A 20,724-nucleotide genomic window follows, 5' to 3' on the forward strand; every position below is an offset into this window, starting at 1 on the left:
GGCTAACGGCTTTTTTTGGAGATGCTTGGTGACGTTTCAATACACGCACAACCTCGTCAGCGACTTGCCGACGCCGCGGAAGCAGGTGTTGTTGCTCACTTGCATGGACTTGCGGTTGCTCGACAACACCGTGGCGTTCATGAACGAATACAACCTGGCGAACCGATACGACCAATTGGCGTTCGCGGGCGCGTCGCTCGGGGTGATGCATTGCAGCAGCCCGCCGTACGAGGAGGGGAGCAAGGGGCGCCGCTCGTCGTGGAAGGACGTCTTCTTCCATCACCTCGACGTGGCGATCAACGACCTGCAGCGGAACATCAAAGACATTTTCATCATGGAGCACCGCGACTGCGGGGCGTACGAGCAGTTTCACCCGACGCATAACTTCGCCTATGGCGACGATCAGGCGGAGCAGGCGCTGGAGGAAATGCACCACCGCGAGCAGGCGTTTGCGTTTGCCGACGAGATCGCCGAGTTCGGCCAGCGACAGCTGCGCGAGGCGGAGAAGGCGCTGAAGAAGGGCAAGGACCACCACGATCCGTGGGAAGCGGAGCGGCGCGTGCGGGCATGGCGGGGCCTGCGTTCGCACTGCTTCTTGATGGATTTGCGCGGGGAAGTGAAGCACCTTTGTCGGTGACTTGGGGGACGGGGAATTCGTCTCACGCAAAGGTGCGCATGCGCAAAGAAGTCGAAGGGCGTCGCTCGCTCTGCTGGCGCGTCGCGGCTAACGGATTCGTTTGGACGCCGACGGAACGCCACATTCCAGCGGGAGTAAGGGGGCGGGAAATGTGGCGGCGGGCGAGAGTCGCGAGCGAGTTCACGGTTCGCAATAGGGGACGCCGCCGTCTGTGAACGGCGTCGTTAGAGAGATTGGCAGCGACACGCCCCCGGCAAGGTAAACCCGTGGCCGCTGCTGGACTTTCGGTGGCAAGTCGCCTCGTCTAACCGCTAGCATCCGAACCGCCGGACGCGCTCGTCCGGAAAGTCGGCCTATTCCTCCCGGGCGTTGGCAAGGTCGTCGGGTTGTGCCGGTTCTTCGCGACGCGGCCTCAACGGGTCGATCGATACGACCGTTTCCCGCTGCGCCGGGCCAATCGGGGCGGCCGATATGTCGAGTATCACCCGTACGACCCGGACCGCAGGGGTATGTTTCGATGGATGCTCGACGCGCTTCGGCGCTAGTTGCCGGCCTCGACCGGCGCCCCAGTTGGCGGCGACTTGCCGCAGGCTCGGGCCTGTCGCTGCTGATGCTGGCGGCTGGCTGCATGACCAGTCCGAAAGAGTACATTCAGAACGGCTTGAAGGTCGGCCCGAACTACCGCAAGCCGGCGGCGCCGATCGCCGAGCACTGGATCGACTACGCGGATGCGCGGGTGATCAGCCAGCCGCAGAACAACTGGGCCTGGTGGCAGACGTTTAACGATCCGATTCTTAGCGAACTGATTCAAACGGCGTCGCAGCAGAACCTCACGCTGCGGCAGGCCGGCTTCCGCGTGATGGAAGCCCGTGCGCTCGATGCTTACGCTCGCGGCAATCTGTTCCCGCAGTCGCAAACGGGTTTTGGCGGCTATAGCCGCAACCTGTTGAGCGAGCAGGTAGGCTTCGTCGGCGGCGGCGGCGGAGGAGCGGGCGTGCCGCGCGAATTTAGCGTTTGGACGCTGGGGACCCAGTTCCAATGGGAACTCGATTTCTGGGGCCGGTTCCGTCGATCGATCGAAGCGGCCGACGCCCAGCTCGATGCAACGATCGAAGATTACGACGACGTGCTGGTGATTCTAATCGCCGACGTGGCGTCAGCTTACGTCGACGTGCGGACGCTGGAGCAGCGATTGCGTTACGCGCGCCAGAACGTGCAGAACCAGTCGGGATCGCTCCGTCTGGCCGAGGATAAGAAAGAAGCAGGCGTATCGAGCCAGTTGGACGTCGCGCAAGCCGTGACGAACGTCGCCCAAACCGAGTCGACGATCCCGCAATTCGAAGCCGACCTGCGGGTGGCCGAGAACCGGCTCTGCACGCTGATGGGAATGCCGCCACAGGACATTCGAGCGCTGCTGGCCGGCAACGGCGGCATTCGGCCGATACCGACGGCGGCGCCGGAAGTGGTGTTGGGCATCCCGGCCGACTTGATTCGTCGCCGCCCCGACGTCCGCCGCCAGGAGCGGTTGGTGGCTCAACAGAGCGCGCTAATTGGCGTCGCCGAGTCGGACCTTTACCCGGCGTTCTCGATCACCGGCCAGATCTTCGTCCGTGCCAGCCAGTTTGACAACTTGTTCCTCTCTAACGCCACCGGCGGCAACGTCGGTCCGTCGTTCCAATGGAACATATTCAACTACGGCCGCATCCGCAACTTGGTGGCAGCTGAAGAGGCCCGGTTCATGCAGCAGGTGTCGCTGTATCAACAGACGGTGCTTGATGCCAACCGCGAGGCCGAGGATGCGATCATCCGATTCCTACAGTCGCAAGAGCAGGTGCGCATCTTGGAGACGGGCGCCGCGGCGGCAGCCGAGTCGCGCGACCTGGTGAACGAGTTGTACCAAGGAGGTCAGGCGGACTTCGGCCGCGTGTTCGTCGCGGAACTCTTCCTCGTCCAGCAACAAGATGCGCTGGCCGTGGCGCAGGGAACCGTGGCCCGCAGCCTGGTCGAGATCAACCGGGCGCTGGGCGGCGGCTGGCAGATTCGCCTGCAAGGTCCGGCGACGCTGGTGGAGTTGCCGCCTGTGGAAGAGGTGCAGGCAGGGCCGGAAGTCGCGGAAGAAGCGGCAGGTCCGGAAGCCCCTGAAGCCGCTGAAACGGCGCCCGCCGAAGGGGACGATGAAGAAGGGAACATCCCGGGCTTGGCGCCAGATCCCGCGTTTGAGCCGACGCCGGAAATCACGCTGCCGGAGGAGTTCGACGGACAGAAGGACTTGCCGGAAGTGAAGTGAGACGCGGCGAGGCGTCTGAATGTCGCAATGAAGCGGTCGGAGCAAATGATTCGCGAGTGGGTTGCCGGGTCACGCAGGCTGAGAACATGACCATCGCATCGAGTTTGAGATTCCGACTGACGGCGATGGCGCTGTCGCTAGCGGCGCTGGGCGTCGGCGGCGGCAGCGACGCTTGCGGGGATGAGCCGATCGTGCTGCGGCAACCGGCGACGACCAGCAAGGCTCCGAGCGGTCTGCGGCAGCCGAGGACGACGTTAGTCGTCATGACGGCGGCCAGCGAGGAGCCCGTGGCGGAGGCCGCGCCCACGCCTGTGGCAGCGGCGGCGGCGCCGAAAGCCGCGATGGGTCGTCCGGCGCCATTCACGCCGCACTACCTTTGCCTCTGCGCGCCCTACTGTCCGAAGCCGATGCCCTGCCCCAATCCGTGCTACGAGTGCGTCTGCGACGACTACTGCCCCAAGCCGATGCCCTGCCCCAACCCGTGCTACGAGTGCGTCTGCGACGACTACTGCCCCAAGCCCTATCCTTGCCCCCTGCCACAGCCGTTGTGCGGGCCGCGGGCGCCCGCGCGCCAGACGGAGCCATGCCCGATCTACGCGCCATACCCGCCGCGCGGGCCGTGCGTCGTCCACTAGTCGGATCGGCTGCGGTCGCCAAGCGCCGACGCGCGGAGTCGCTGCTACTTGGGCCAGCGCGTGCGACGCTCCCGGCAGGCGTACCCCAGCGGCGCGAGGCCAATCACGACGCCAAGCAATGCCGGTTCAGGAACGGTTGTGGACGTTTTGGGCGCGGTCCAGCCGAATTGTTGCTGCCACAGCATGAAGTCGGCCCCGTCGGACGCCCCGTCGAGGTTGGCGTCGGCCTTGGTCCCGCCGTCGAGGGCCGCGATCCAGTTGACCAGATCGCTGGAGTCGACCTGCCAGTCGCCGTTGAAATCGGACCCGGGCGGCGTGAGGAACTGACTGAACTGGCTCACCTGACTGACGGCGAGAACGTCGAGATCGGTGATCAGTCGACGCGAGCCAAGCGGGCGCGCGAAGCCCGACATCGCCGGCCCGTTGACGGTAAGGTGCGTGCCCATCACGGGAATCGTCGTCCCCTCGAATCCGGCAATCACCACGTTGATCGCGCCGTCGGCAATCTCGTCGTTGTAGAAGGGCCAGCCGACCAGTCCCAGCGCATGGCCTAGTTCGTGAATCGCGGTCGAGAGCAAATCGATGCTGCCCACGGCGGCGGCGTCGACTGGCGCCAACTCGCGAAGGATGTTGATCGGCCCCGCGCCGAAGTCGGACTGCGCGACGACCAGCGGACCAAACTCAAAATTGTCCGCCGGGGAAGGATCGAGGTAGAAGGGCAAGAGGCCGTCGTTGCTGAAGGCGATGCTCCCCTCGATCTGCCGCTCGGGCGTGCCGGCTTCGGCGACGCCCTGATGGAAGGCGATGGGAGTGATTGGCGCCGTCGCAAACCAGCCATAGTTGACGGTGACGGTGAAGTCGTCGCGGATGGCGCGTTCCCAGTGATTGGCGGCAGCGCGAAAGACGCTTGGCAGCGATCCGGCGCCGTTGAACTGCTGGGGGGCATCGCCGGCAAGGCCGATGCCCGCCAACTCCTCGCCGGCGGCGACGAAGTGGTCGATGATCGTTAGCGCGCGGGCCGATGGTGAACACGCCGCGACAAAGAGAGCGCCGATCGCGAGGCGAATCAGGGAGATCGGTGAACGCGGCATGAGGCGACTGGCGGCGGATGAAGCTGGACTGGTTGAGATCGAGGAAGCTCCTGCGCCGCGGTCTGGAGGGGACCGATAAGTAGCGACGCCGCCCTGAGCCTTCTATCCTAGGATAATCTCCAGGAGCGGGAAAGCATTCCGTCGCCGAGCGAAAACGTTGCCGCGGGCGAGGATTATCGCTAGCGAAAGCGTTAGCAGAGCGTTGCGCCCTTCCCATGCGGCGTCCCGCAGCCTGATCCGGTGCGTGACTTCCGACGGGCAAACCAGGGGACGAAGGCTGCCAGCCAGGCGCCCGCGGCGGGCTCCGGAATGAGTTGCGTCGCTCCCCCGCCGGCGCTGGAGACCGCTCCAAAATTGCTGCGCCAGATGGCTAGATCGATCGCGTCGACGCGGCCGTCTCCGTTGGCGTCGGCAATCTGGTCGAGCGTACGTCCAGCGTCGCGCTGCCACCAAAGATAGTCGTTGCCGTCGGTCGTGCCGTTGCCGTCGAAATCGCCGACCGCTTCGGTAAAGGGGCCAATCTCGAAGGTCGCCTCCTGATAGTCGGCAATCCCGCGGCCCGAGAGCGCCTGATCGCTGTTGCCCCACTGAACGTTGCTGGCGTGGCCGGCGAGCGGAATTCCGTCCCAAGTCTGATCGCGAACGACGCCGTCGACGGCGAACGCCACGGCGGCGGAATTGGGGACGTTGAGGAACTGAAAGCGATGGAACGCGGCCGCGCCGGCGCCCCCCGTCGTGAGTTGGAAGGTGCGCGGCGTCTCGTCGTAAAGCGTCGCGCGCAAATCGCCCGTCGTTGTGAGGTCGAGCATCATATGGTAAGCCCGGCCGCCGAGGAACGCGGACATGCCTAGGTTTCGTTCGCCGCCGAAGTCGTCGACGTAGCGAATGACGCTGCGCATCCGCCAACCTTCCGCGGCGACGCGCGTCAGGTCTTGCGGGAGAAAATCGGCCACATAAATCGGATTAGGCGACGACGACGATTGATCGGCGACGCGCCAAGCATTGAGGCCGGAGCCGCCGCTGTTGACGACGCCGGCTCCGGCCGGGCCGATGGCGCCGGCGTGGAGATCGAGCCAGCCCCAGAGTTCGGGACTCCAGACCTTCGCGGGAGTGCTGTTGGCGGTGGTGGGGCCGGCGTGATACTCGACGTGGAGCGTGGCGGCGCAGGCAGACGCCGAGGCGAGCGTCAGCGGCGTCGCGGCCGTGAGTACCTGGAGAAGCCTCATCAATATCGCTCCGCGCGTACCTGTTCCGAAACAAGGTCGCCGCTTCAGGAAGTCATCCTGGAAGGGGCGAGCGGAGGATTTTTTCAAGGCGGGGGTCGGCAGGCAATGGCAAAATTACCTCGCGGCGCCAGCATGGCGCCGCGTCCTACGGATTGCCGCATCGTGTGCGAGCCTGCAACGACCTACCTGCCGGCGACTGCCAATTCGCTACTGGCTGATTAGTTCTCCGTCCGAGCGGTGCGCCATCTGGTTGAGCGTCTCCAGACCGACGTCAAACGAGATGAACCGCACCGACGAATCGGCGAATCCTGCGTTCATGCCCGCGGCGTGTGCGGAGCCAAAGCGGTGGCCCGCGACGTCCTTTTCGACGTCGTTATTCAGCACGAGTTCCGCGTCCGGGCGAAAACTGCATACCGTCGAACGAAGCGTGTCGGGATCCCAGCCATCGGACCAGCCGCGGTCATCGTGCCATAACCATTGCTCATATTGACTTGGAATGAGCCATTTTTCTCCGAGGACCATGGTGTTGCTCGAACCATCGGTGATCTTGGCGAAGGTGATTGGTTCGTAGAATCCAGTGGTAATTCGTTGCCCATTGGCTTCGTTTCCCGTGACCCAGAGATTGCCGCGCACGATGACGCCCATGAATCCGACGTACCCCGCGTTCCCAGCGACATTGGCTGGCATGTCGCCGTCGCTGCGAGGTTTGTTCTTATAACCCCAGAACTCCCGCCATTCGCAAAACGTGGTGTCGTCGGCGCTGGCAATCGTCTTGAGGCCGGTGTCAAAACTCGCGGCGTTTGCAAAACTGCCGCGAGGCCGGCCCGGGACGGCGGCGGCGTAGTCGATCAGCACGGCCCCCGTTTCGGGGTTGCGGGCGGAAGTGCGACACGAGGGACAGTTGTAGAACGGAAGCTGCGCCTGGGTCAGTTGTGGCGTCGAGCGAATATTGTGAATCGCCCCTTGCTCGAGATAGGGAAGAATCTGAAACGCCCAACTCAGGCCTTGGTTGGCGGGGCCGTTCGGGGCGCCGCCGTTGACGTACTGCTCGACGTACGGCCAAGGACGACTTCCGCCGCTGGGAAACGCCTTCTTGGCGTCAACGTGATTCTGCATCGCTAACATCAGCTGCTTGACTTGATTGATGCAGGTGGTGCGTCGCGCCGCTTCGCGGGCCGCCTGGACCGCCGGTAGCAGCAGCGCTACCAAAACGCCAATGATGGCAATGACGACCAGCAGTTCGACGAGCGTAAAACCTCGACGGAAATTGAAACGATGCGCGCACGAATGTTGTTCCGGGACGATAACCATGCTCTTGCTCTTCTCTTGCGGCGATCGCCGCCCTGGGGAGGCGGCGGATCGAACGGGCCAATGATCGACAGACGCTGCTTCAGACGACGGCTGGGTCCCCGCTTGCCGTCGCGCAGCGCCGGGAGCGCCGCGCGACGGCAGACGGAAGTTGGGTTCGAAAATCATGCGGAAGAGGGAAGCCGCCGCGAGCGGCCGACGCTCCCCTCCTCCGCTTTAGATCGAAACGTTCACGCATTGCCGCGGCGACGGCGGATCGCGATCGCCGCCAGGGCGGCGCCCGCCAGGGCAAAGCCGGCCGGCTCGGGAACGCCGGCGACGGGCGCCGGAGTCGCCGTGAAGCCGCGCTGCCAAGCCAGAAGGTCGGCGCCGTCGACGCGACCCGAGGCGTCGGCGTCGGCGTTGATTCCGACGCCGGCGTAGCCGAACTGCGTCTTCCAAATCGCGAGGTCGTCGTTGTCGACCGAGCCGTCGCCGTTGAAGTCGCCGGCCAGGTCGGTCCCGTCGGCGTAAAACTGGATGTCGGCAATCTGCATCGACGTGATCGTTCCGGCTGCGGGCGGGACGGTGGTCGCCGCCGGGCCTTTGATTTCCGGGAAGATCACCTTGTAGGAGGCGTACGCCGTGACGTTCGAAAACGTCACCACCTCGTCGGCAGTCAAACGAGCCGTCGGCAGCGTTAAGTCGCCCGAAGAAATCAACGTCCATGTCTCGGCGATGCCGTCGCTGTGGGCGGTGCTGCCAATGGGGTCGTTCGTGCCGTAGATTTCGTACTTCGTCGGGTCGCGTCCCTCGGCGTCGTTAGCCGTCGTGATCTGAAAGGCATTAACCGCCTCAGGGCCGCGCGACGGCGTGACGATGAAACCGGTGTTGTTAATCCCGACATTGAGGTACTTGGTGTTGACGTTGCCGTCAATCGCGGCAAACGACTCTTGGGCGACGGGCGAAATCGACTCGCTCCTCGGCGGAGTCGGCAACTGAATGGCGCGAATGTCTTCCAATCCGTCGGGGCTGTACAGCACGTTCGTCCCCGTGCCGTCGGAGCTTTGGAAGAACTCGACGTCGCCGATCTGCATCGCCGTCGCGGCGTTGGGAACCTTCAGCGTCGGAAAGACCATGCGGTACGATTTGTAAGCCGATGCGTTGGCAATGGAAACGACGGGGCCCGTGCTACGACGCGCCGCCGGCAAGCTGAGCGCGCCGGAACTGATGAGCGACCAATTTTCCGCAGACCCCGTGCTATTGTCCGGGCTGGAAAGATCGTCGTTCGAGCCGTACAGCTCGTAGGTCGCCGGATCACGCGCTTCATTGTCGTTGGCGGTGTTGATCCGAAAGCTCTGAATCGTCGACGAACCGAAGCTCGGCTGCACGATGAAACCGGTATTGAAGCGACCGAAGTTCAGATACTTCGTGCTCGTCTGAGGCGAGGAGGGCAAGTAGAGATTGTCGATGGCCTTCAACGGGCCTTCGTTCGCCGGATAGATGCTGGTGAGATTCACCACGTCGCGATCGATCGCCAGGATCGGATCGCCGACGGTGAGAACGTTCTTGGCTCCGTGCGCGGAGCAGGTGCAGGCCGCGACGCTTGCCGCGGCGACGGCGGTCCACAGGTGTCTCATGATTTTCCCCTCTCAAAGTGTTGCAATTGGTTTCTCTGAAGCAGAGCCTGTTGAAAAAACTGATCGTCTTGCTCAAGTCGCGCTAACGCCGTCGCGCGACGCGCACCAACAAGGCGGCGTCGCGCAACGGCTGCCCCCAGCGCTTTCACTTGGTCGTTTTCGATTCTCGCGCTCCGTCCGGCGACTTCGTTCGTGATTGGCTGCCGTGATCGGTCTGCTTGTCGTTGGTCGCGTCAAAGTGCCGGCGGATTTCCGCCGCATCCAGGACGCGGTCGTAGACGGCGACGTTGCTGATCGCGCCCTGCCAGCATTCGCGCGCGATTTCGTTCTGCGCGCCAGGGGGATTGCGGCCGATGCGAGCGCGGCCGCCCGTGGAAACGCCGACAGGGGTCTCTTTGTCCGCGACCCACTCGACCGCGTCGCCCTCGGCCGCGTCCAGCGGTCGAAATCGCTGACCGACCGGCTCGCCGTTGACGTACAACGCGGGCGTGCCGGCGGCGTCGACCGCGGCGGCCACGTGGATCCACTCCCCTTCCGCCACCGGAGTCGCCGAGACGCAGTCATACTTTCCATACAAGGTCAGGTGAACTTTCAACTCATCGTTGGGCATCTTGTACCACCGTCCGTCGACGACCCCGAACGCCATGCCGCTGTGCGGACGGTCGAACGTCGAGAAAATCCGTTGAGGTCCAACGGCCCTCGCGGGGCAGACCCACGCCTCGTAGGTGCAGTTCGACGCCATGCCCAGCGCAGGATCGCCGGGAATCTCGATGCCGTCATGCTCGCCTTGAAAACGGACGGCGTCATTGGGGCCATTGCCGCCCGAGCGTTCGCCGCGATTGTCGGCCGTCGCCATGCCCGACTTGACGAACGAGGGCAAGGCGAGTCGACCTTCGCTCGTCAACTGATCTCCGGGATCGCCCTGATTCAATCGCCAGTAGGCGAGCGGCTCGCTCCGGAGAACTGCCAGTTCATAAGCGGACGCCGGCACTCGCCGAACGAACTTCGCCCCGTCGAATTCAACATCGCTGGTCGTCCCGTCGCGGTTCACCTGCGTCGCGGCGCCCCGTTGCAAGGTACGGCTGGGAGCGCCCCCCTGCTCCGCGACAAAGGCGACTTCGCCATCGAGAACATGAATGCTCGCCCGACCTGGCTGGTCGACCTCGACGGCAAACTCGGTCCCAAGATCGACGAACGCGGCCGCGTCCGATTGCAGCGTGAAGCCGACGGCCTGGGGCGGAACGCGAACGACTCCCTTGCCCCGAACAAGTTTGGCGCGGTCCGTCGTCAGCAAATCGACTTCCGACGGTCCTTCGATGACGATCGTTACGCCCGAGGCGAATCGGGCTTCCGCCACGCCTTGGTCGAAGACCAACGATCCGGGCGGCAGCTTGGCCCCGACCGGCAGCGATTCATCGAGACGGCGCAACTTTGCATCGAATGCGTTGACGATTTCGGCGATCACGGGCGCCGGCGCAATGGCAGGAGCCGGCGCGGGGACAGGAGCCGGCGCGGGGACTTGGGCCACGATCGGCGCCGCTGGGACGGAGGCCGGTTCAGGAACCGGCGGCGGAGCAAACGTGCGGAACGCGACCACGAGCAACGCGGCCGTCGCGGCGACGCAGGCATAAACGAGCGCTACGGAGGATCGCGAGTGTTCGCTGCGCCGTCTTTTCGAGTCGAGCAAGTCGGCTTGTCGCGCCACGGCGAGAGCTTTGCGCCGCATCTGCGCTGCAAGCTCTTCGGCGCGACGCGCGGCCTTCGCCTCTTCCTCGTCCAGCAGACTCGCGATGTGCCGCGGGTCGACGGTGTCGACGAAGGCCTCGTCGAACACCAGGCTCCGCATGTCGTGTTGCAGCAGGACGTCGCGCAGGCGGCTGTGGATCACCGACTCGCGGACGAAGGTGCGTTAGTTCGCTTCGTCCGCCATGAGCCACGCGCGCAGCTGGGCCGCTTCGGCGGGAGTGAGACTCTCGTCGAAGTAGGCGCTCAGGAGCTCGGCGTAGTCGCGCATCGATCGCATTCCTAGATGGGTTTGGCGCTGGATCGCGCGGCGACTTGGCGCTCGATGCACTCGCGGAGCGCCCGGCGAACTCGATGCAGCATCACCGACACCGCGTTGGAGTTCATGCCGGTGGTGGCCGCGATCTTCCGCGGCGTCATTTCGCGGACGTAGCGCATTTCGAGCAGTTTTCGCGGCCGGCCGTCGACGCGCTCGATGCAGTTCTCGAGCGCCGTGTGCATCGAAGAGATTTCCGACTCCATCTCGGCATACACGTCGGCCAGTTTTAGAATCGCGTCCTCGTCGAAGACGTGCCGGTCGTTGGCGTGCGTGCGGTGATGCTGCAGCAGCTTGTAGCGAGCTACGCCGAGCACCCAGGCCGTAAACGACCGCGACGGATCATAAGTGGTGAACTTCTCGGCGGCGGCCGCAGCCGTCTCTTGCAGCAGGTCTTCGGCCTGATGGAAATCGCATAACGAGGCGCGGAAATACGTCGAGACGATTGGGTACGCCTTCGTCCAGAGCACGCTCAGTTGCCGTGCCTGCGCCGTCGAGATGGCTGTCGCGTCGTCCATCATTGCCTGGGAGGGACGAATTCCGTCCCGCGAGAAACCGGTGAAAAAGTGCCGCTATTAGAAATTCACACGGAGCGGCAAAACCTTACGCGAATTTTCCGGCGGCATTGGCCGTTGGGCCGCTAAGCTGTTGCGCTGTAAGGGATTGCGCGAGGCGGGAACTGGCAGAATCTGTCCGTGGGGCGCGGCTGCCGGCGCAACAGGCGGGACCGCTGCCGCGACGCAATCAACTTCAACCGATCGGCTGGCGTCCCACAAGGGGCGAAGGCCGAGTTGCGGCAAATCGCAGGGTCGCGATCGAGCGCGTCGCGGCCGCTGCCAGCAAGGGTCGGCGCCGCGGCAAGCGCGGAATGACGCGCAGCAAAAGACAGCGGGGATGCGCCGGTGTGCATCCCCGCTAAAGGGCGTCGTTGATAGAGAAGGCCGTTAGCGGCCGCGGAAGAAGCCGCCGGTGCGGACGCTGCGACTCGCGGAGCGCTGGCCGTGCGTGCGTTCCCAGTTCATCGAACCGTAGTTGATGCCGCTGATGTTGAAGCTGCGGTAAGGATTGTTCTTGCTAATGGGGTATGCCGAGCTGGTTTGAGCGAGCCCTGCCGTCGCGGCGACGACAAACAAGCCGAGGATCAGTTTTCGAAGCATGATACGAACTCCAAACATTGCCTGGATGGGAGGTGGAGAGCCGAAAGCGGCAACCTCTTTACGCGGAAAGCGTCCGCCGAGGTCGCATGTTACAGGCTTGTCAGCGAATACCTCGATTCGCGACGGCGCGCCGCCGCCGCGGAAAGCATAGCTCACCCCGCCGTTTGGGGGGGCATTAAGAATTCTTGACGCCCCACTCGCGGAGGTGCGACTGAATGAATTCGATGAGGGCGGCATTGGCCGCGGTTCCTTTGCCCTCGACCATCATCGGCTCGCCGAAGGCAAACCGCACGGGGCGGCTGGGATCGAGGCGGCCAAAGTCGCTCACTGGCCAGCCCAGGGGCCAGGCGTCGGTCAGCAGCGCCAGCGGGATAATTGGCACGTTCGATCGCTGCGCCAGCTTCACGCCAATCGTGTTGAACTGGGCCGGATCGAACGTCGCCCGCCTGGCGCCCTGCGGGAAGACGATGATCGACGTCCCTTGGGTCAAACATTCGGCGCCGTCGGCGAGCATCGTCTTGAGATCAAGTCGCGGATTGGTCTGCGTCACGGCGATCGGCTTGCGGGCGCGCATCACATGCTTGAAGACTGGATAGTCCAAGAGCGCTTGCTTCACCACGAACGTCACCGGCTTGAGCGGTCGGACGAGCGCCGGCAGCACGCCGGTTTCCAGGCTGCTCATGTGATTGCCGACAATCAAGCAGGGCCCTTCAAGCCGCGCGATGTGATCGAGCCCGGTCACGTCAAACTGGAAGCCGACGTCTTCGAGCGCGCGCAGAATGCCGGCGCTAGTGTCGATCCACGCCTGGTCGTCGTACTGGCCGCGGCGCGCGATGGCGCTGGCTCGGAAAATGTTGCCGTACAGCCGCGGATAGAAAAGCGTCGAAGGGAAGGTACGGCTGATCGCCGAGGCTTTGCCGGGCGGCGTCTGGTACGCACCGTTGACGATCGCGAGACCGTTGTCGAGCGGCGATTTCGGTGAGGCGGCGACTTGGGACATCAACGTGGGCCGGCATGCGGGGACGGAGGCACAGTCGTGCGAGCAGACTGCCACGGCCCAATTATCGCGAAGTCCGGCGCGCGACGCCACTGGCGATTCGTGCGACGGTTCGACCGGCCGAACCGACTTACGGCCGCATCGTGTCGTCCATCGCCGACGCAGGCAAGTCATCAGCCTCGCTGCCGCGATGATCGACCAGCATCGACGGGCAAACCTCCTGCTTGCCGCATTGCTCGCAAACGAGGTGAATCAAGTCGGACCCGCCGAGTTTGATCTCGTGCTCGCGGCACAGGTCATATAGTTGTTGCAGATGGGTGCAGGCCATGGGACGTTGCTCCGAAATGAGAATGGTCGCGCGGCTTGCATTGTACCGCACGAGCCGACCTCTCTCCCAGCGGCCGGTACGATTCAGGCAAACGACCAGCTCTCGTTCGCGCGGGGCTTACCGGGGAATGTGTTCGCCGCGGATCATGTCGGCAAACGTTTGGCGCTCACGAACCAAGTGGACCTGGCCCTTTTCGATCAGCACCTCGGCGGCGAGCGGCTTGCTGTTGTAGTTGCTCCCCATGACGGCGCCGTACGCCCCGGCGACGCCGATGACGATGTAATCGCCCACGGCGGCGACCGGAAGCTCGCGGCCGCGAACGTAGCCGCCATCTTCCTGAGTGAAGATGTCGCCCGATTCGCAGAGCGGCCCGCCGACGATCACCTGCTGCAGCGCCTGCTGCCGGGGCCGCGGCGACTCGGCGGGATTCTCGTTGTAGGCGACCGCCATCGGGTGATAGGCCCCGTAGAGGATCGGTCGGGCGAGATTGTTGAAGCCGGCGTCGACCACATAGAACAGATTGTCGCCCATCTTCTTCACGGCGCGGATCTCGGCGATCAGGCTGCCGCACTCGGCCGAGAGATAGCGGCCCGGCTCGATCTCAAGACTGACCGGATGACCAAACGCCGCGGCCAGTCGTTCGCGCACGCCGTTCCACAGTTCATAGTAGGCGGCAATGTCGACTTTCTTGTCGCCTTCGCGATACGGCGTGGGCAAGCCGCCGCCGGCGCTGATCGAGTGAATCGAAGCGCCGACCGACAGGGCCGCCGCTTCCATGGCGCCGCAGACTTGGCTGAGATGCTCCATGTCGGTCCCAGAGCCGATGTGCATGTGGAGCCCGGCGATTGAGAGCTTGTTGCGCTTCGCGCGCTCGACGCATTCGGCGAGCTGCGTATGCCAGATGCCATGCTTCGACTGCTGCCCGCCGGTATTGGTCTTCTGGCTGTGCCCATGCCCGAAGCCGGGATTGATCCGCAGCGTGATGCCGCGGCCCGGGCAGACGGCGCCGTACTGATCGATCATGTCAGGCGAACCGCAGTTGACCGGGATCTCGTGCTTGGCGACCATCTCGAGCGCTTCGCGATCGAAGATGTCGGCGGTGTAGACGATCTGCGGCGGTTCGTGGAAGCCGGGCCGAAAACCGGCGGCTAGCGCACGTTGGATTTCGCCGGCGCTCACGGCGTCGACGCAGGCGCCCGCGCGGCGGACGACGTCGAGAATCGCCAGATTCGACAATGCCTTCTGGGCGTAACGGACGACGTCGAAGGCAGCCAGGTCGGCGACCCGCTCGGCGACGATCGCCGCGTCGTAGACGAAGAGCGGCGTACCGAACTTCTGGGCGAGCGCCGCGACCGGTTGGCCGGCGATTTCGGTGACGATCAGCGGAAACAGCGTAGCGGCGGCGATCATGGGGGAACTCGTCAGTGGCGAGACGACGCTCGGGGTGAATCAGTCAACGAAAAAAGGCGGCGGTCGCCCGTGCGACCGCCGCCCTCAAACGTAATCGAAACGCAGCAAATTCAACAGTCCTTAGAACCCCGCCGGCGCTCCCGCGCCCTGCATGCGAGCCTGGCTGGCGCCCTTGCCGATCGCCTTGAGCACGCCTTCTTGCAATTCCAGGCGGGTCCGAATGCCGTTCTTCACCGGCTCGCCGACCAGGCGGATGTGATCGCTGCCCGAGCTCGCCGAGCTGACGGCCTCGGACAGATTTTCAATCAGCGGCTTCTGGTCTTCCTCGGCGACCGACTTGGCGAACTCCAGCGCCTGCTGCAGGCCGATCGTCATTTCAAACGGCATGATCGCCTTCTTGGGCGACTTGGCCGAGGCGGCAATCGCAGCCTTCACCGCGGCCACCGGGTCGGCGCCCATCGCGAAGTAGACCGCATTCTTCCCGACGCCGACGATCATCTCGCCATTCTCGGTCAGCAGCTTCTTCGCCTTCTCATCGTCCGCCGGAATCTTGTAGGTGACGTTGTGGAATTTCACGTCGCCGATGGTTTCGGCATCGAGTTCCACCTTCGGCAAATCTGTGGTTTCGAGTTCAGCGTACTTCTTGATGCCTTCCAGGACTTTCGCCGAGTCGACCACGTAAGCGCCGGCGACAAAGCTCATCGAGTTGTCGCCCAGCTCGAGCGAAGCGCCGCCGTCGGTGACGCCCCCTTCCAGGGTCTTCTGGAACGCGGTGAGGAAGTCTTCCAGGGCTTCCTTGGCCTTTGCCTTCGAGCCCTCTTCAATCTTGCTCGTCTTCTCGATCGCGGCGTTCCCCTTGGCGCGGGCCGTTTCGATCATCTGCTGAACTTGCGACACGTCGGCTCCGCTGGTCGCCGAGGCAAAGGTCACGTTCATCGCCGCTTCGGGCTTCGAGAAACCGGCGAAGTTGGTGGTCACTTTGCTGTTGTCGGCAATTTGCTTGGCCAGCTTCGTGCCGGGGAGGGCCGTGTAGACGAAGTCGAACACGGCGTTGTGCTTGTCGTTGTCGACCTTCACGCCGACGGTCACGGCATCGAGATCGTTGATGAATTCCTTCATCTGAGCGAGTTGAGCCTCGAACGCCTTCTGCCGGGCAGCATACTCTTCATCGGACTCCTTGGCGCCGCGAGCTTGCGCGCCTTGCGACATCGCGTCGATCGCTTGCTGGCGGTACGCTTCGGGAAGGTTCTTCACCAGCACGTTGACCGCGACGTCGTACTGCTTGACCAACGGGGCGAACGCATCGGCGGGATCTTCGGGCAGGCCTTCGAACATCGTCGGGGCCATGCTCAGCAGGGCCCAGTTGCCGCTCTTCTTCAGGAACGCGCCGGCGCCCTGCGGCGTGCGGATCTGCGACACGCCGTCGCCCATGTCGGTGACGGTCACGCCGAAGCCTTTGGCCACGTCGAGCAGCGCGTTGACATCGCTGACCGGCAGGCAGATGGCGCCGCTCGGCATTTGGCCGTCGGTCTGAATGATCGCGCCAATCGGCTTGGTCTTATCGAAGCCGGCCAGCCCCTTGCCCTGCGTGAACATTTGGACGAACTGCTCGATCATGTCGGAGGCGCCCTTATGGTCGCCCAACTCACCGACGAAGTTCAGGTCCTTCATCAGTTCGTCGTATCCGGCGAATGCGACGACGGCGACCGGCTTGGCTTCGCCGGCGGATTGAGCGACGGCAAACGGCGCCGTCAGAACGGCGACCACAAGGCCGCAGGCGGCCATCCAACGAGTGAGGTGAGTTCGCACCTGAGATCTCCATACAGGAAAGAGTGGTAGGCGACAGGGCGCCGAGGCAGCAGGCGATTGTCGTAGAAGATAGGCGTTGCATGCCGTGGGGGCAAAGTGCCGACGGCAGGTTCCCGAGGGCATGGCCCTCAGGCTAGTAGACGATGGATGATGACGCCGAGAGTGGCGCGAGGCGGACGCGCCTTCGGTGGCCGCTGGCGTGGCGCCCCTTTAGCGCCCAGGTCGGCCTAACGTTCGCGGAACGTGATGCGGCCCTTGGTCAGATCGTAAGGCGAGAGTTCGACGCGAACTTTGTCTCCCGGGACGATGCGGATGAAGTTCTTCCGCATCCGCCCGGCAACGTGGGCGGTGACCTGATGCCCGCCGTCGATTTCCACGCGAAACCGCGTGTTGGCCAGCGCCTGGGTCACGACCCCCTCAACCTCAAGGGCCTCTTCTTTTTGTTTTGACATAAAAACGCTTGTCTCTCTTGCCTAAGGAACGCCACTCGCCGCCCAACCACAGGCGCGCCCGCGGCGAACCTTGTAAATCGGCACATCCGACAATCCTAGCATTCAGGAACCCCCCGTCCAACTGGCGGCCAGCGTTGTTTCGGCCTGGGTTAGCGCCTATTTCGCGTTCGAATGGGCTCCGGCGGCCGCAACGCCGCCAACGCGGCATGGTGCTCAGCGGCCCAGCCGCTATTGCGACTTCTTCGCCCCGATTGGATTGATCTTGCCGAAAGTGCGGGCAACGGGTCTGTTTCTTCCGAAATTGGAGCTTAGTCCCGGCCGGGATCGAGCCCGCGAAAACCCCGGCAAGGTCAACGCAAATTGCCTCCAAGTCCTTGTCCGCCAACAATTTGACCGTTAGCCGGCGCGGCGAGAGAATTGGTGAATTGGACCCCGTCGCGGGCGCCAGCACGGCCCGACGCTGAATGGCTCTTCCTACTTTATGAGCACTCGGACTCCCGAACACGTGAGCAGCGCATCCCAACCAGATGACGATGCCGTCAATCGCGCGAAGCAGGAGATTCAGTCGCTCGTTCAGGAAGTGGTCGTCCTCTCGAAGAGCGAAATCGACGAAACCGAGTTTTTCGCCGCCCTGCTGGAAAAATCGATCTCGGCTCTGGCGGCCATCGGCGGCGTCGTCTGGACGCTGGAAGAGAACCAACCCTTCAAACTGCAGTACCAGGTGAATCTGCAGCAGACAGGGCTCGCGGCCAGCCAAACCGCGCAGATGCAGCACGCCAAGCTGCTGGGGAACATCGCCAAGCGGGGCGAGCCGGTGATCATCCCCCCCCATTCGGGCGCCGGCGATGGCCCCGAAGACGAAGGGGCGGCCAATCCGACCGAATACTTGCTCGTAGTCGCGCCGATCCGCACCGACCGCGGCGTCGACGGGCTCGTCGAAATCTTTCAGCGCGTCGGGGCGCGCCCGACCACGCAGCGCGGCTACCTCCGTTTTCTCGTGCAGATGTGCGAGATCGCCGGCGAGTACCTCAAGACCCGGCGGCTGCGTCATTTTGTCACGAAGCAGTCGCTGTGGGAGCAGTTGGAGAATTTCACGGCGTCTGTGCACACGCGGCTCGATTCGCGGCAGACCGCCTTCACGATCGCCAACGAAGGTCGCCGCCTGATCGGTTGCGACCGCGTGACGGTCATTCTCCGCAAGGGTGGTTCGTATGCCGTCGAGGCCATCAGCGGGCAGGACACGTTCGACAAGCGCTCGAACGTCGTGCGAATGCTGCGCAACCTGGCGACGGTCGTCATCCGCAGCGGCGAAGACCTCTGGTACACCGGCGACACGCAAAACCTCGCTCCGCAGGTGGAGAAAGCGGTCAACGAATACGTTGACGAATCGCACACCAAGCAAATCGCCGTGCTCCCCTTGCGCGAGCACGATCCCCACGCCGACGACAAGACCCGCGACCGCAAGCGCGAGAATATGCTCGGCGCGATCGTGATCGAACAGCTCGTTGACAGTCGCGCGCCCGACGGATTGATGCAGCGCGTCGATGTCGTGCGCCGCCACAGTTCGACGGCGCTCACCAACGCGCAGTCGCACGAAGGGCTGTTCCTGCTGCCGGTCTGGCGGTTCATTGGCAAGAGCCGCGTGCTGGTGACGGCGCGCAACCTGCCGAAAACGATTCTCGCCGCCATCGCGCTTACCGCCGCCGTGATTGCCATGTGGCTCGTGCCGTGGGACTTCACGGTGACGGCCGACGGCAAACTGCAGCCCGAAACTCGCCGCAATGTGTTCGCCGCGGTCGATGGCCGTATCATTGACGTACCGGTCCGCGAAGGCCAAACCGTCGCGAAGGATGAGGTTCTCGCCGTGCAGCGTAGTTCGCCGCTGGAGGACCAGCGGGCGCAACTGATGGGCGAGATCGCCACGAACCAGCAAGCATATCTCGCCGCCAAAGCGAAGCAGGGATCGCTCGATCCGGCCCGTACGCCCGAGGCCGACATTCTCGACATCCAAAGCGAGATGAACCAGCTGGAGACCAAGGCCGCAACGCTGCAGGAGCAGTTTGAGATCCTGCACGAACAAGAAGAGCGCTTGAAGATCACAAGTCCCATCAACGGCAAGGTGGTCGGCTGGAAGGTGCAGGAAACTCTCCGGGACCGACCGGTGACGACGGGCACGCAGATCATGGAGATCGCCGACCCCACCAAAAACTGGGAACTCGAAATCGAGCTCCCGGAGGCCAAGATGGGGCACGTTCGCCGACGACAGGTCGAACTTCGCGCCACCGACCCCAGCGCCGAACTGCCAGTGACGTTCATCCTGGCGACCAATCCCGACTCGGAAGACAAGCTCCAGGGCCGCGTGGTCCAGATCGCCCCCAGCGCGGAAACCAGCGGCGAAGAGGGGAATACCGTTAGGATGCGGGTGGCCTTCGACCAGAAGGAGCTCGCCAAACTCGTCGACGGCGCCGCCGCGACCGACGCGGCGATCGCGGCGCTGAAACAAGACCTAAAAGTTGGCGCCGACGTGAAAGCCAAGATCGACTGCGGCCGCAAGCCGATCGGGTACGTGCTGTTCCATGAGCTGTGGGAATTTATTCAATCGCGCATTTTGTTCAGGATGTAGTTCGAGAAATGACGAATGAAGAAATCCGAATGACGAATGAGCGCGGCAACGACGCATTTCATTCGTCATTCGAGCTTTGTCATTTCACTTCGGTACGCTTGAAGTGCCAATACGGAGCTAACCATGTCCGCCTCACTCCTCGCCATTCTTGCCCTCTTCGCCCAGGTGGGAGGAGGCGCGCCCTATCGCCCCAATGATCAGTCGCGAGTCGATGCCAACGGCGACCCCGTCTTCAGCTCGGCCTCAATCACCGCCGAGGAAGATTCGATCGTCGCCGCCGAGGCCGAAGGAACGCTGCTCAAAATTGCCGTTAACGAAGGCGACCGCGTCAACGACGGCACGGTGCTGGCCACGATCGACGATCGGCAGGCGAAGGCGGCGGTCGACGTCGCCAAGCTGACCTTGGACGCGGCGACCGAACGGGCCAACGACGAGGTCGAGGAGCAGTATGCCATCCTGGCCGCCAAAGTGGCCAAAGTCGACTGGGAGATGGATATCGAAACCAACAAGCGGGTCCCCAACTCCGTCGCCCCCATCCAGGTGCTGCAGAAGGAGCTCGTGTTCGATCGCTCGAATCTCCAAATCGAGAAGGCCCGCAAGGATCAGGTCATCGCCAAGAAAGAGGCGGCCGTCAAAGGCGCCGAACTCGAGGCGGCCGACATCGGCCTGGCCCGCCGCACGATCAAGGCGCCGTTCGACGGCGAAGTGCAACAGCTCTTCCAGAAGGAAGCCCAATGGGTCAACCCGGGCGACCCGATCTTGCGGCTGGTGAAGTTCGACGTGCTGCGGGTCGAAAGCTACGTCAACGCCAGTCAATTCGACCCCGTTGAGCTCGCCGGCAAGCCAGTGACGATCAAAGTGCGGCTCGCCCGAGACCGCGAGGTGTCGCTCCCCGGCCGGATCACCTACGTCGGCCAAACCGTTCGGGCCGTGAAAGGCGATTACCTGGTGCGCGCCGAAATCCAGAATCAACGCAGCGGCGACTACTGGCTGATCCGTCCCGGGCTGTTGGCCGAAATGACGATCCACGTGAGCCAGCCCGCCGAACCGCAGGCCCGCGGGGCGGCGATTCCGGCCAAGTGACCC

Annotated in this window: 18 protein-coding genes; 5 read left to right on the plus strand and 13 right to left on the minus strand. The window is 63.8% G+C overall.

What is annotated here, in order from left to right:
* Positions 1-28 precede the first annotated feature (28 nt).
* From I41_RS24150 to I41_RS24160, 3 genes are all read left to right on the plus strand, one after another.
* Positions 29-637 (plus strand): hypothetical protein, encoded by a 609-nt coding sequence (locus I41_RS24150; RefSeq protein ID WP_145435587.1) that lies wholly within the window; start codon positions 29-31, stop codon positions 635-637.
* A gap of 517 nt (positions 638-1,154) precedes the next feature.
* Positions 1,155-2,924: an efflux transporter outer membrane subunit gene (locus I41_RS24155; protein ID WP_145435588.1), complete on the plus strand. Its 1,770-nt coding sequence runs from the start codon at positions 1,155-1,157 to the stop codon at positions 2,922-2,924.
* 86 nt (positions 2,925-3,010) lie between these two features.
* On the plus strand, positions 3,011-3,559 hold the full coding sequence (locus tag I41_RS24160) for a hypothetical protein (RefSeq protein WP_145435589.1): 549 nt from the start codon (positions 3,011-3,013) through the stop codon (positions 3,557-3,559).
* 44 nt (positions 3,560-3,603) lie between these two features.
* Here the strand turns inward: I41_RS24160 and I41_RS24165 are convergent, their stop codons facing one another.
* The 13 genes from I41_RS24165 to infA all read right to left on the minus strand — a co-directional run bounded on the left by I41_RS24165 (position 3,604) and on the right by infA (position 17,015).
* Positions 3,604-4,650: a hypothetical protein gene (locus I41_RS24165; protein WP_145435590.1), complete on the minus strand. Its 1,047-nt coding sequence runs from the start codon at positions 4,648-4,650 to the stop codon at positions 3,604-3,606.
* A 191-nt stretch (positions 4,651-4,841) separates the two neighbouring features.
* Positions 4,842-5,876, minus strand: a complete 1,035-nt coding sequence (locus I41_RS24170; RefSeq protein WP_145435591.1) for a hypothetical protein — start codon at positions 5,874-5,876, stop codon at positions 4,842-4,844.
* Positions 5,877-6,083: 207 nt separating this feature from the next.
* Complete coding sequence (locus I41_RS24175; RefSeq protein WP_168207128.1) at positions 6,084-7,187, minus strand: DUF1559 family PulG-like putative transporter; 1,104 nt, start codon at positions 7,185-7,187, stop codon at positions 6,084-6,086.
* 227 nt (positions 7,188-7,414) lie between these two features.
* On the minus strand, positions 7,415-8,803 hold the full coding sequence (locus I41_RS24180; RefSeq protein ID WP_145435593.1) for a hypothetical protein: 1,389 nt from the start codon (positions 8,801-8,803) through the stop codon (positions 7,415-7,417).
* A 145-nt stretch (positions 8,804-8,948) separates the two neighbouring features.
* A complete protein-coding gene (locus I41_RS24185) occupies positions 8,949-10,691 on the minus strand; it encodes a LamG-like jellyroll fold domain-containing protein (protein ID WP_145435594.1) in 1,743 nt (580 codons plus the stop codon).
* Between the two features lie 21 nt (positions 10,692-10,712).
* Positions 10,713-10,817: a zf-HC2 domain-containing protein gene (locus I41_RS27840; RefSeq protein ID WP_210421059.1), complete on the minus strand. Its 105-nt coding sequence runs from the start codon at positions 10,815-10,817 to the stop codon at positions 10,713-10,715.
* 11 nt (positions 10,818-10,828) lie between these two features.
* Complete coding sequence (locus I41_RS24190) at positions 10,829-11,380, minus strand: sigma-70 family RNA polymerase sigma factor (RefSeq protein WP_168207129.1); 552 nt, start codon at positions 11,378-11,380, stop codon at positions 10,829-10,831.
* A gap of 426 nt (positions 11,381-11,806) precedes the next feature.
* A complete protein-coding gene (locus tag I41_RS24195) occupies positions 11,807-12,019 on the minus strand; it encodes a hypothetical protein (protein WP_145435596.1) in 213 nt (70 codons plus the stop codon).
* A gap of 175 nt (positions 12,020-12,194) precedes the next feature.
* Entirely contained in the window at positions 12,195-13,019 is an 825-nt protein-coding gene (locus tag I41_RS24200) for a lysophospholipid acyltransferase family protein (protein ID WP_145435597.1), read from the minus strand.
* A 127-nt stretch (positions 13,020-13,146) separates the two neighbouring features.
* On the minus strand, positions 13,147-13,344 hold the full coding sequence (locus I41_RS24205) for a hypothetical protein (protein WP_145435598.1): 198 nt from the start codon (positions 13,342-13,344) through the stop codon (positions 13,147-13,149).
* A 117-nt stretch (positions 13,345-13,461) separates the two neighbouring features.
* Positions 13,462-14,754 carry a diaminopimelate decarboxylase gene (gene lysA / locus I41_RS24210; protein ID WP_145435599.1) on the minus strand — a complete coding sequence of 431 codons (1,293 nt, stop codon included), beginning with the start codon at positions 14,752-14,754 and terminating at the stop codon, positions 13,462-13,464.
* Positions 14,755-14,874: 120 nt separating this feature from the next.
* Entirely contained in the window at positions 14,875-16,563 is a 1,689-nt protein-coding gene (locus tag I41_RS24215; RefSeq protein WP_145435600.1) for a hypothetical protein, read from the minus strand.
* Positions 16,564-16,790: 227 nt separating this feature from the next.
* The gene (infA, locus tag I41_RS24220) at positions 16,791-17,015 is read right to left on the minus strand and encodes a translation initiation factor IF-1 (protein WP_145435601.1); all 225 of its coding nucleotides are present in this window, start codon (positions 17,013-17,015) and stop codon (positions 16,791-16,793) included.
* Positions 17,016-17,520: 505 nt separating this feature from the next.
* Here infA and I41_RS24225 point away from each other — a divergent pair.
* Complete coding sequence (locus I41_RS24225) at positions 17,521-19,638, plus strand: efflux RND transporter periplasmic adaptor subunit (RefSeq protein ID WP_168207130.1); 2,118 nt, start codon at positions 17,521-17,523, stop codon at positions 19,636-19,638.
* Between the two features lie 123 nt (positions 19,639-19,761).
* Positions 19,762-20,721, plus strand: coding sequence for an efflux RND transporter periplasmic adaptor subunit (locus I41_RS24230; RefSeq protein ID WP_145435603.1), 960 nt, complete (start codon positions 19,762-19,764; stop codon positions 20,719-20,721).
* Positions 20,722-20,724 lie beyond the last annotated feature (3 nt).

This window comes from Lacipirellula limnantheis, assembly GCF_007746075.1.
GTDB lineage: Bacteria > Planctomycetota > Planctomycetia > Pirellulales > Lacipirellulaceae > Lacipirellula > Lacipirellula limnantheis.